This window comes from Pseudomonas sp. NPDC087803 (assembly GCF_044742995.1).
Taxonomy (GTDB): Bacteria; Pseudomonadota; Gammaproteobacteria; order Pseudomonadales; family Pseudomonadaceae; genus Aquipseudomonas.
This window is the reverse complement of record NZ_JBIUVO010000102.1, coordinates 1-9898: the sequence shown is the minus strand read 5'-3', so window position 1 is coordinate 9898 and position 9898 is coordinate 1. Positions and strand designations below refer to the sequence as shown.

Below are 9898 nucleotides of genomic sequence, written 5' to 3'. Positions count from 1 at the left end.
ACGGAGCCGTGGGGGGGGGGGGGGGGGGGCGGCGCCCCCCCCCCCCCCCCCCCCCCCCCCCGCCCCCCCCCCGCCCCCCCCCGCCCCCCCCCCCCCCCGGCCCCCCCCCACCACCCCCACGGCGCCGAAGAAACAGTAGAAACCCAGCACCGTCAGCAGCAGCGGCAGCCACATTTCCGCGGGCATCGCCGGTTTTTCCGTGAGGGTGAAAGTCGCGCCCTGGTGCAGGGTATTCCACCACTCCACCGAGTATTTGATGATCGGGATGTTGATCACCCCGACGATCGCCAGCACCGCGCAGGCCTTGGCCGCGCTGTCGCGGTTGCTGATGGCATTGCCCAGCGCGATCACCCCGAAATACAGGAACAGCAGAATCAGCATCGACGTCAGCCGCGCATCCCAGACCCACCACGAGCCCCAGGTCGGCTTGCCCCAGATCGCCCCGGTGACCAGCGCCACCGCAGTCATCCATGCACCGATCGGTGCCGCGCATTGCAGGGCGACGTCGGCCAGTTTCATTTTCCACACCAGCCCGACCACGCCGCACACCGCCAGCATCACGTAGATCGACTGCGCGAGCATCGCCGCCGGCACGTGGATGTAGATGATGCGGAAGCTGTTGCCCTGCTGATAATCCGGTGGCGCGAAGGCCAGGCCCCAGACAACGCCAATGCTGATCAGCAACAACGCGGCAACGCTCAGCCACGGCAGAAACCTGCTGCTGATGCCGTAGAACCACTTGGGCGAGCCGAGCTTGTGAAACCAGGTCCAGTTCATACTGTTTCCATCACGGGTGCCGCTCATCGGTGTGAGCAGTCTCAGGGTCTTTGCTGGTTAAATTTTAACCAGACCTCATTATTCGCCGACGCTGATCTTCAGGCCAGCAGCTATTGCAAAAGGTGTCAGGGTGATCGCCAGGGCGGTCAGGCTACCCAGCCACAGCAGATACCCGGTCGCCGGCATGCCTTGCAAGGCGGCCTGCAAGGCGCCACTGCCAAGGATCAACACCGGGATGTACAACGGCAGAATCAGCAACGCCAGCAACAGGCCGCCGCGTTTCAAACCGACCGTCAACGCCGCGCCCACCGCGCCGAGCAAGCTCAGCACCGGTGTGCCCAGCAGCAACGACAACAGCAACACCGGCAGGCAGGCGACCGGCAACCCGAGCATCAACGCCAGCAACGGCGAGAGCAGAACCAGTGCCAGTCCCGAGAACAACCAGTGTGCCAGCACCTTGGCCAGAACCAGCAGTGGCAGCGGCTGCGGCGACAGGACCCACTGTTCCAGCGAGCCATCTTCGAAATCGCTGCGAAACAATCCGTCCAGCGAAAGCAGGACCGACAACAATGCGGCCACCCAGACTAACCCCGGGGACAGGTTTTGCAAGACTTGAGTTTCCGGGCCGACGGCCAGCGGGAACAACGCGATGACGATGGCGAAGAAAATCAGCGGATTGGCCAGTTCCGCCGGACGACGAAACAGCAGGCGGGACTCACGGGCAAGCAGCAAGCCGAACACACTCATACTGCCCAGTTCCCCAGATTGATATCGCGATAACCGGCCGGCATCCGGCTCAGCGTGTGGTGCGTGGTCAGAACCACCAGACCGCCGCGTTCGCAGTGCCCGGCCAGGTGTTCTTCAAGTTGCGCCACGCCCTGTTTGTCGAGCGCGGTGAACGGCTCGTCGAGAATCCACAGCGGCGGGCTGTCCAGATACAGCCGCGCCAGCGCCACGCGGCGTTGCTGACCGGCGGACAGGGTGTGGCAGGGAACATCTTCGAAACCGCGCAATCCTACGGCAGCCAATGCCTGCCAGATCGCCTCGCGTTTGGCCGGCCGATGCAGGGCGCAGAGCCAGGACAGATTCTCTTCCGGGGTCAGCAGGTCCTTGATCCCGGCGGCGTAGCCGATCCACAACAGGTTGCGCGCCAGTTCGCTCGGCTGGGCGGTCAAGGGCTGGCCGTTGAGCAACACCTGACCGCTGGTCGGCTGCATCAACCCGGACAACAGGCGCAACAGACTGGTCTTGCCACTGCCGTTGGGGCCGCTGATCTGCACCATATTGCCACTGGCCAGGCGCAATTCGAGATTTTCGAAGAGCAGCCGCAGGTCTCGCTCGCAGGCAAGGGCAACGGTTTGCAGGACAGGGCTGGTCAAGGGATCACGGGCCTTATACGGTTCAAGTCGGCTCTGGCGCGGCCGTTAAAGAGATGCAGGATAAATGCAATGACGGTGCGAACCAGAGAGCTGGATCAAACAATTGCTATGTTTTCTGAACGAAGCGCAAGACGCGCGGCATTATACATGGCGTGCCTTACTCCCAAGAGCGCAATTTCCTCAGGTTGTGTCCGCGTATGACAGGTGAAATGAACATCCTCCCGCTCCCGCCCACCACCCCGGCGAACGCGCGTCCGCTGGTGATGAGCGGTGAGTTGCTTAAGCTGCTGACCCCGGTCGAAGGCTTGATCGGCGCCGGGCAAAGCGCCCAGGCCGAGGTGTTGTCACTCAAGCAGGCGGATCAGACCTTTCAACTGCTGCTGAAGGTGACCGTCGACGGCGGCCGGCAGACCACCGTGCAGGCCACCAGCACCCTGCCGCTGCCGACCGGCACCAACCTGGCCGTCACCCAGCCGTCGGCGGGCAATCTGGCGATCACCGTGCAGCAAGCGATTGCCAGCAGCGTCGCCGCCCTCACCCGCATTGATACGGCGCAGTTGCCGGTCGGCACGCTGCTGCAAGGCAAGGTGCTGACCTCACAGACACTGCCGCAAGTGTCCGGACAGCCGACGGTGTACCGTTCGCTGGTCAGTCTGCTGAACACCGCGCAGAGCGGTGCCACGCTGGATATCGACAGCCCGACGCCACTACGCATCGGCACCCTGCTCTCGGCACTGGTCGAAGACTCGCAAACCCTCAAGTTCGTGCCACTGAGCAGCCGCCAGGAGCAATTGGCGGTGAGCCAGCAACTGCTCGGCCAGCAGAGTCGCCAGGGTTCGCTGGACGGTTTGCTCAACGCCCTGCAGAACCTGCCCACCGACGACGATCAGACCTCGCAGGACCTGCGCGCCGCTGTCGTGCGCCTGCTGGCCAACTTGCCCGATGTGCAGCAGATGAGCAGTGCCAAAGGCGTGGCCCTGGCCTTGGCCAACAGCGGCGCCTTCCTCGAAGCCAAATTGCTGACCGGACAGAATCCGGCGCTGGCGCCGGACCTGAAAGCCGATCTGCTCAAGCTGATCGCGCAGCTGTCGCCGGGTGCGCCGGGCAATGCCAGTTTCAACGCGATCATTGCCGCCAACACTCTGGCGCAAGCGCTGCCCAGTTTCGTGCGCAACGCCCTCGGCACCCTCGGCCAGGTCAGCGCCAAACCGCTGCCGAGCAGTTTCCCGCTGCCTGACCGTTTGCTGCAAAGCCTCGAAGGCGAAGGCGATCTGGAACATCTGCTACGCCTCGCTGCAGCAGCCGTGTCGCGCCTGCAAAGCCATCAGCTGTCGAGCCTGGAACAGACCGGGGTCACCGATGACGGCCGTCTGCTCAGCACCTGGCAGTTGGAAATCCCCATGCGCAACCTGCAGGACATCGTGCCGTTGCAGGTCAAGTTTCAGCGCGAAGAAGCGAAGGAAAGAGAACCGCAACCCAACGAACGCCGTGACGAGCGCGAACCCAGGCAACAGCTGTGGCGCGTCGATCTGGCCTTCGACATGGAACCGCTGGGGCCGATGCAGATTCAGGCGCAGTTGATTGCCGGCAGCCTGTCCAGCCAGCTCTGGGCCGAGCGCCCGTACACCGCTGACCTGATCGAAACCAATCTGTTCGCGCTGCGTCAGCGCCTGCTCGATCGCGGCCTGAATGTCGGCGATCTCGACTGCCACCTCGGCACCCCGCCGCAAGGCAATCAAACCCGCCTCGAACACCGCTGGGTCGACGAAACCGCATGAACGATTCCACTGCTCCACGCCAGGCCATCGCCCTCAAATACGACGGCAACCACGCCCCGACCCTTACCGCCAAGGGTGACGAGGAACTGGCCGAAGAAATCCTGCGCATCGCCCGTGACTGTGAAGTGCCGATCTATGAGAACGCCGAGCTGGTGCGGCTGCTGGCGCGAATGGAACTGGGCGACAGCATCCCCGAGGAGCTGTATCGGACGATTGCCGAGATCATCGCGTTTGCGTGGAATCTGAAGGGAAAATTCCCCGAGGGACACGACCCGAATGCGCCGATGGTCGAGAAGGACATCACCGCACGCGGGGATGATTACTGAGGTTTCGAAGGCCCCTTCGCGAGCAAGCCCGCTCCCACATTTGATCGCATTCCTTCAATAGAATCGCGGTCGAATGTGGGAGCGGGCTTGCTCGCGAATGGCGATTTCCGCTTTAGAGCAAAAATCAGCTTCTGTGCAATTTGCGCATCAATTCCGCCTCAGCCTGGGTCAAGCCACAGGACTGGGTCAGCTCATCGACGCTCGCGCCCATCCCCACCAGTTTCGCCGCCTGGGCGAACGACAGGCTCGACGGGTCGCGCTGTTCCAGCGCGACAATCTTGTCCGGCAGAGGGCCGACCACCGAGCGCAGCTCATGCAGGGCTTCACCCATGCGCACGTTGCCGTTCTGATAGTCGTCGACGCGCTTGGCCAGGTCCTTGATGCGCTGATCACGCAGCGCATCGCCCTGAGCCTGTTGCGCAGCGATCACCCGCTGCGCCTTGATGTACGCCAGAAACATTGCCAGCGTGCCTGCCCAGAAGAGGAACAGGACAATGACCGCAACCTCGAGAATCAATCAGATGCTCTCCAGTTCCGACCATTCTTCTTCGCTCATCATCTTGTCCAGCTCGACCAGGATCAGCAACTCGTTGTTCTTGTTGCACACGCCCTGGATGAACTTGGCCGACTCTTCGTTGCCGACGTTTGGCGCGGTCTCGATTTCCGACTGACGCAGGTAAACCACTTCGGCCACGCTGTCGACCATGATCCCGACCACTTGCTTGTCGGCTTCGATGATGACGATACGGGTGTTGTCACTGATCTCGCCGCTGTTCAGGCCGAAGCGCTGACGGGTGTCGATCACGGTGACCACGTTACCGCGCAGGTTGATGATGCCCAGCACGTAGCTTGGCGCACCCGGTACCGGCGCGATCTCGGTGTAACGCAGGACTTCCTGAACGCGCATCACGTTGATGCCGTAGGTTTCGTTGTCCAGCTTGAAGGTCACCCATTGCAGGATCGGATCTTCAGAACCTTTTGCATTCGTCGCCTGACTACTCATACCCTGACCCCTCGAAAAAACCGCACTGAGCGGTGTGTGTTCTGTGTGGAGGCATTGAACAATGCCGTCGCCTGACTGTTATGTCGGCTGCTATGTCGATTTATGTAGCGGCTTGTGGCCGCCCAAGTGCTTTGCCCCGCCGCTGGCGATCAACTCGGCCAGCGCGGCTACATCAAGTAATGCACACATGTGCTCGATCACCGTGCCCGCAAGCCATGGCCGCTGACCCCGGTGACTTCTCCATTTGATTTCATTCGGGTCCAGTCGTAACGAGCGGCTGACCTGATGCACCGCCAGGCCCCACTCGTAACCTTGTACCGAAATCACGTACTGCAGGCCCTGACGGAAGTCATCGCGATAGCGATCCGGCATGACCCAACGCGCGGTGTCCAACACTTTCAGGTTGCCGGCCTGGCTCGGCAGAATCCCGAGGAACCATTCCGGCTGACCGAACAGTGGCGTCAACTCGTGGCCGGCCAGCGAATAGATCGAACCGAGGCACACCAGCGGCACCGCCAGCGTCAGCCCGGCAACATCGAACAACAGGCACTCGAAGGCTTCGGCAGCCCAGGCCGGACGGCCATCGGTTTCCACCGGAGGCGGCGTGTTGCTCGGCGGCAGGTGCACTTCCACCACCGGCGGTACCCGCGTCTGCTCGACGGGTGCCGGTGCCACCGGCGCCGGTTCGGCCACGACCGGCTCCGGCGCGGTTTTCAGCAATTGGGTTTGCAACAGCGGTGCGAGTGTCGACACCGGCGCGCGCGGTGGCTCAGGTTCTTCGATCAGTGCCACCGGTGCTTTGGTAGCGGGCGCCACGGCAGGCGCGGCAACCGGGGCGGCAGACTTGGCGGCTTTCTGCGCATCACGCGCCTGCTCTTCAAGCACGGCAGCCTGGAATTCATCCAGCGCTTCGGTACTTTCGACGACCTCAACCGGCGCCTCGACCGGCAACTCGTCAGGGATTTCCTGCAGCAAGCTGTCCAGATAGGACTGCAACGCCAGTTGCGGACGCGATGTCAGCTTGATTGGGCGGTTCATCGGTCAACAGCGCCAGACAGGGAAACCGCGTCGCCTGCTTCGCGAGCAGGCTCGCTCCCACAGGATTTGTGCAATTCAGGCATGCGTGATCGGAACACGGTCATCTCAGGCCACCTGCGGAACAAGTTGTTGCGCCAGCAGATGCTTGAGCAGCGCGCGGTAAGCCAGCACGCCACGACTCTTGCCGTCGAACTGCGAAGGCGTGACCCCGGCCCGACTGGCGTCACGCAGACGCGTATCGACCGGGATGTAACCCTGCCAGATCTCTTCGGGGAATTTGTCACGCAGCACGCGCAAGGTGCCCAGCGACGCCTGAGTGCGGCGGTCGAACAGGGTCGGCACGATGCTGAACGGCAGCGCCTGTTTGCGCGAACGGTTGATCATCGCCAGGGTGTTGACCATGCGCTCCAGGCCTTTGACGGCCAGGTGCTCGGTCTGCACCGGGATCACCAGTTGCTGGCTCGCGGCCAGGGCGTTGACCATCAACACACCGAGCAACGGCGGGCTGTCGATGATCGCGTAATCGAAATCCTGCCACAGCTGCGCCAGACTCTTGGCGATGACCAGGCCCAGACCACTCTGCCCCGGCGACTGGCGCTCAAGGGTGGCGAGTGCGGTACTCGACGGCAACAGGGAAATGCGTTCGTCGCTGGTCGACAGCAGCAACTGCCCGGGCAAACCTTGCGGCACCGTGCCCTTGTGCAGAAACAGGTCGTAATTGCTGTGTTCCAGGCTGTCGGGGTCGTAGCCGAAATAGCTGGTCATCGAGCCGTGCGGGTCGAGATCGACCACAACCACGCGCTTGCCCGCCTCCGCCAGCAATCCGGCTAAAGCGATGGAAGATGTGGTTTTACCGACACCACCCTTTTGATTGGCGACTGCCCAGACTCTCATTCGGTTCGTTCCTCCCGGTCGATATGCTCGACCGAGACATAGCTCAGCGTATTAATGCGGGCGACGGAGAATTGACGGCACTCTCGCGTCCCGGCGTCTTGACCGGGGACGGTGCAGTTTGTGTGCCAGCGCGCTTCAATGCCGCGTCCGGTTGCGCATTGGCGGTCCCGGTACCGGTCAGACTGCGGCGCACATCGAGGTTGCGCGACACCACCAGCACCACGCGACGGTTCTTCGCCCGGCCTTCGGCGGTGGCGTTATTGGCTACCGGTTGAAACTCACCGTAACCCACCGAGGCCAGACGCCCGGGGTTGACGCCCTGCATCGCCAGCATCCGGACGATGCTCGCCGAGCGCGCCGAGGACAACTCCCAGTTGGTCGGGTATTGCGCGGTGCGGATCGGCTGATCGTCGGTGAAGCCTTCGACGTGGATCGGGTTGTCGAACGGTTTAAGGATCGCCGCAACCTTGTCGATGATGTTGAAGGCGATGTCGCTCGGCATCGCGTCGCCACTGCCGAACAACAGGCTGGAGTTGAGTTCGATCTCGACCCACAACTCGTTGCCGCGCACGGTCATCTGGTTGGAGGCGATCAGGTCGCCGAACGCGGCACTGATGTCATCGGCAATGCTTTTCAGCGGATCGCTGGCCCCGGCGATACCGGCGTCAACCTGCTCACTGTCTTTGACCAGCGGCTTGGCCGGGGTCACGGTTTTCGGGCGTTCCTCACCGATCGGGATCGGCTTGAGCGAGCGATCGGAGTCGGTGAAAACCCCGATCAGCGCTTCGGAAATGACCTTGTATTTGCCTTCGTTGATCGACGAGATGGAATACATCACCACGAAGAAAGCGAACAACAACGTGATGAAGTCAGCGTACGACACAAGCCAGCGCTCGTGATTGACGTGTTCTTCCTGATGTCTGCGACGAGCCATGAGGTTATTCCCTTAATCCATGAAGCCTTGCAGCTTCAACTCGATGGAGCGTGGGTTTTCACCTTCGGCGATCGACAAAATACCTTCCAGCAACATTTCGCGATAACGCGACTGCCGCAACGCGATTGACTTGAGCTTGGCCGCCACCGGCAACAACACCAGGTTGGCACTGGCCACGCCGTAGATGGTCGCGACGAATGCCACGGCAATACCGCTGCCCAATTGCGTTGGATCGGCGAGGTTGCCCATCACATGAATCAGGCCCATCACCGCACCGATGATGCCGATGGTCGGCGCATAGCCGCCCATGCTTTCGAAAACTTTGGCAGCCTCGATGTCGCGCGCTTCCTGGGTGTAGAAATCCACTTCGAGGATGCTGCGGATCGCTTCCGGCTCGGCGCCGTCGACCAGCAGTTGCAGGCCCTTGCGCGAGTAGTTATCCGGTTCGGCATCGGCGACGCCTTCCAGGCCGAGCAGGCCTTCCTTGCGCGCAGTGAGGCTCCAGTTGACCACGCGGTCGATGCCGCCGGCCAGGTCCACCCGTGGCGGGAACAGGATCCAGGCGAGGATCTGCATGGCGCGCTTGAAGGCGCTCATCGGCGATTGCAGCAGCGCGGCACCGATGGTGCCACCGAGGACGATCAGCGCGGCCGGGCCGTTGGCCAGCGCGCCGAGGTGACCGCCTTCAAGGTAGTTGCCGCCGATGATGGCGACGAACGCCATGATGATCCCGATAAGGCTTAAAACATCCATCAGATACACGCCTCGACGATGTGCTTGCCGATGTCGTCCAGGCCATAGACCGCGTCAGCCAGATCGGCTTTGACGATGGCCATCGGCATGCCGTAGATCACGCAACTGGCTTCGTCTTGTGCCCACACCGAGCTGCCGCCCTGCTTGAGCAGACGCGCGCCTTCGCGACCGTCGGCGCCCATGCCGGTGAGGACCACCGCCAGAACTTTGTCACCGTAGGACTTGGCCGCGGAGCCGAAGGTGATGTCCACGCACGGCTTGTAGTTCAGACGCTCGTCGCCCGGCAGGATCTTCACCGCGCCACGGCCGTCGATCATCATCTGCTTGCCACCCGGGGCCAGCAGCGCCAGGCCCGGACGCAGGATGTCGCCATCCTCGGCTTCCTTGACGCTGATGCGGCACAGCTTGTCCAGGCGCTCGGCGAAAGCCTTGGTGAACGCCGCCGGCATGTGCTGGATCAGCACGATCGGCGCCGGGAAGTTCGCCGGCAACTGGGTCAGCACCCGTTGCAGGGCAACCGGGCCGCCGGTCGAAGTACCGATGGCCACCAGTTTGTAGGCTTTGCGTTTCGGTGCCGGCGACGAAGCGCTGGCGGCCGGAGCACGAGTCGGTGCCGGAGCGGGCGCCGGACGCGTCGGAGCAGCAGCGCTGTGGCTGCTGAAACTCGAAGCCGCCGGGGCTGGCGCAGGCGTCGGTGCAGCGGCCGGCGCCGGCGCACTGTAGGCACTGAAACGACGATTACTGCGCGAGATGCTGTGGACCTTCTCGCACAGCAGTTGCTTGACCTTCTCGGGATTGCGCGAGATGTCTTCGAAATTCTTCGGCAGGAAATCCACCGCGCCGGCGTCCAGCGCATCCAGGGTGACCCGGGCGCCTTCGTGCGTCAGCGAGGAGAACATCAACACCGGAGTCGGGCAGCGCTGCATGCTGTGCCGCACCGCCGTGATGCCAGCCATCATCGGCATCTCGTAGTCCATGGTGATCACGTCCGGCTGGAGGGGCGGGGCCTGAGCGAT

12 protein-coding genes are annotated in these 9898 nt (G+C 62.8%); 2 read left to right on the top strand and 10 right to left on the bottom strand.

The window, feature by feature from the left end; translation table 11 throughout:
- The 3 genes from ACIOUG_RS25910 to ccmA form a co-directional block, all read right to left on the bottom strand.
- Positions 1 to 777 (bottom strand): heme ABC transporter permease (locus ACIOUG_RS25910; protein ID WP_401069866.1); only part of this gene is annotated, 777 nt, incomplete at its 3' end.
- A gap of 78 nt (positions 778 to 855) precedes the next feature.
- On the bottom strand, positions 856 to 1524 hold the full coding sequence (gene ccmB / locus ACIOUG_RS25905; RefSeq protein ID WP_401069864.1) for a heme exporter protein CcmB: 669 nt from the start codon (positions 1522 to 1524) through the stop codon (positions 856 to 858).
- A complete protein-coding gene (gene ccmA / locus ACIOUG_RS25900) occupies positions 1521 to 2156 on the bottom strand; it encodes a cytochrome c biogenesis heme-transporting ATPase CcmA (protein ID WP_401069861.1) in 636 nt (211 codons plus the stop codon). Before ccmA ends, ccmB begins: the two co-directional genes overlap by 4 nt.
- Before the next feature lie 197 nt (positions 2157 to 2353).
- Between ccmA and ACIOUG_RS25895 the strand changes: the two genes are divergently transcribed.
- Both ACIOUG_RS25895 and ACIOUG_RS25890 read left to right on the top strand, forming a co-directional pair.
- Positions 2354 to 3934: a flagellar hook-length control protein FliK gene (locus ACIOUG_RS25895; protein WP_401069858.1), complete on the top strand. Its 1581-nt coding sequence runs from the start codon at positions 2354 to 2356 to the stop codon at positions 3932 to 3934.
- Positions 3931 to 4260: an EscU/YscU/HrcU family type III secretion system export apparatus switch protein gene (locus ACIOUG_RS25890; RefSeq protein WP_401069856.1), complete on the top strand. Its 330-nt coding sequence runs from the start codon at positions 3931 to 3933 to the stop codon at positions 4258 to 4260. The genes ACIOUG_RS25895 and ACIOUG_RS25890 overlap by 4 nt, the downstream gene beginning before the upstream one ends.
- A gap of 124 nt (positions 4261 to 4384) precedes the next feature.
- Here the strand turns inward: ACIOUG_RS25890 and ACIOUG_RS25885 are convergent, their stop codons facing one another.
- The 7 genes from ACIOUG_RS25885 to ACIOUG_RS25855 form a co-directional block, all read right to left on the bottom strand.
- Positions 4385 to 4777, bottom strand: coding sequence for a DUF2802 domain-containing protein (locus tag ACIOUG_RS25885; RefSeq protein WP_007961680.1), 393 nt, complete (start codon positions 4775 to 4777; stop codon positions 4385 to 4387).
- Positions 4778 to 5263 carry a chemotaxis protein CheW gene (locus ACIOUG_RS25880; protein ID WP_003222936.1) on the bottom strand — a complete coding sequence of 162 codons (486 nt, stop codon included), beginning with the start codon at positions 5261 to 5263 and terminating at the stop codon, positions 4778 to 4780. It abuts the gene before it with no gap.
- Between the two features lie 90 nt (positions 5264 to 5353).
- Complete coding sequence (locus tag ACIOUG_RS25875; protein WP_401069853.1) at positions 5354 to 6301, bottom strand: CheW domain-containing protein; 948 nt, start codon at positions 6299 to 6301, stop codon at positions 5354 to 5356.
- Positions 6302 to 6406: 105 nt separating this feature from the next.
- Positions 6407 to 7195 carry a ParA family protein gene (locus ACIOUG_RS25870; protein WP_007967833.1) on the bottom strand — a complete coding sequence of 263 codons (789 nt, stop codon included), beginning with the start codon at positions 7193 to 7195 and terminating at the stop codon, positions 6407 to 6409.
- A 43-nt stretch (positions 7196 to 7238) separates the two neighbouring features.
- Complete coding sequence (gene motD / locus ACIOUG_RS25865; RefSeq protein WP_027613922.1) at positions 7239 to 8129, bottom strand: flagellar motor protein MotD; 891 nt, start codon at positions 8127 to 8129, stop codon at positions 7239 to 7241.
- A 12-nt stretch (positions 8130 to 8141) separates the two neighbouring features.
- A complete protein-coding gene (locus ACIOUG_RS25860; RefSeq protein ID WP_003222929.1) occupies positions 8142 to 8882 on the bottom strand; it encodes a flagellar motor protein in 741 nt (246 codons plus the stop codon).
- On the bottom strand, positions 8882 to 9898 hold a 1017-nt coding region (locus ACIOUG_RS25855; RefSeq protein WP_401069848.1), incomplete at its 5' end, for a chemotaxis response regulator protein-glutamate methylesterase. The genes ACIOUG_RS25855 and ACIOUG_RS25860, both read right to left, overlap by 1 nt.